Source organism: Chloroflexota bacterium (assembly GCA_018648225.1).
Taxonomy (GTDB): domain Bacteria; phylum Chloroflexota; class Anaerolineae; order Anaerolineales; family UBA11858; genus NIOZ-UU35.
Window position 1 is genome coordinate 3,936 of the sequence record JABGRQ010000066.1, and the last position, 1,345, is coordinate 5,280.

The 1,345-nt window shown below is 55.3% G+C and carries 3 protein-coding genes; all 3 read right to left on the reverse strand.

Annotated features, from left to right (window positions below; genetic code table 11):
- Nucleotides 1-381, reverse strand: a 381-nt coding sequence (locus HN413_04830; protein MBT3389715.1) for a hypothetical protein, incomplete at its 3' end; no start/stop codon positions are given.
- Nucleotides 382-478: 97 nt separating this feature from the next.
- Complete coding sequence (locus HN413_04835; GenBank protein ID MBT3389716.1) at nucleotides 479-1,045, reverse strand: hypothetical protein; 567 nt, start codon at nucleotides 1,043-1,045, stop codon at nucleotides 479-481.
- 13 nt (nucleotides 1,046-1,058) lie between these two features.
- Nucleotides 1,059-1,345: hypothetical protein (locus tag HN413_04840; protein ID MBT3389717.1), on the reverse strand; the 287-nt coding region annotated here is incomplete at its 5' end.

Below are 1,345 nucleotides of genomic sequence, written 5' to 3' on the forward strand. Positions count from 1 at the left end.
CTCTTCATCCGAAAGCCAATCGCCATTGCCGATCACTTTGGCGATGTCTTCGTAGGGTTGGTCCATGTGAAAGTTTGCCAGAGCGTCCAATCGTATGGGTTCGGGAGCTTCGGGCAGAGAACCACAGGCCAAAGCGCCATAGCCTAACAAAATTACAATCGCGCCTCCAGGCTGGAACCCCGGCTTTTCGCGCCTGGCCCAATAGATGGCGCTGATTGCCAATAACAATACCGGTCCCGTTGAGCATACCAGCAGCACATTTCCCAACGAAGGTACGCTGGACGACAAAACCGCGACGGCGGTGAGGAGAATAGCCGCTGCAATCGCGGAGAGAGAACTATTTGATTTCCAATGGATACGGTTGGCCGTGCGTTTTTTCATGGTGCATGTTTCTTTGTTAGCAGTTACCCGCAGTCGTCAGTCATCACTGATCGGTGAAAAACGATATACTGCCTACTGATCACTGGTCACTGACTAATCAAGGTGTCATTGTGAGTGTGCCAGAGAAGGGGATCAGATGATCCACAGCCAGCCAACCTTCCACGCCATCCAGGGTGACGACACGCCGCCAGGAAAAACCGGCAGCCCGGATTTCTTTTTCCGGGTACGCCTGTACCAACGTGCCTTCTGGCAACCCCTGGATCACATCACCCGCCGGGGTGTCCCGTAGATTGACGCCAAATTGTGCGGCCACCTGCAACAGTGTGGGTGTTTCGGCGGTTGGCGAAGATGTTTGTATTGGCGTTGGTGTGCTCGCTGGTGTAGGGGTGCTGGTGAGCGTGAGGGCATGGGTGCCAGGGGGTGATTGGGAAGGTGAGCCGGGGTACGAGGTAGTTCGTGTGCTTTGATGCACGTGTGTACGGGTAGCCAAGGATGAGACACCAGGGGATGTGGATACGGTTATATTGAAACCCATCACCCCTTCCCCCGTGCTTCCTGGCTCCCTAACACCCAAACGCCCCGCCGAATGTTCATTCCAAATAATCACGCCCAGCATGGCAAATACCAGGAGAGCGACAACAAGGGCGGCGATTTTTCGATTCATAACGCTTCCTTCATCAGGGGCAGACATTCGCCGGTTGGTGAATGCTGCTGGCCGCGAATACGTCCATCTGCACCTGGGGTCGTCCGAAGAATGCCAGGAAAAATGTTTGTACAGGGAAGGTTAGGTACAATCCTACCGAAGGCTCGGATAGGCTCCATGAGCCGCGACCATCGCCCAGGCGCACGCTTTGCGGGGGGAAACCAGGAATACTGCCGCCAGTCGCATCGGGCAAGACGCGCACTTCGTAGGCGTAATCGGTAATCCCTCGCAGGGTCATCTCTTGGTGAAGGAGATTCTCGG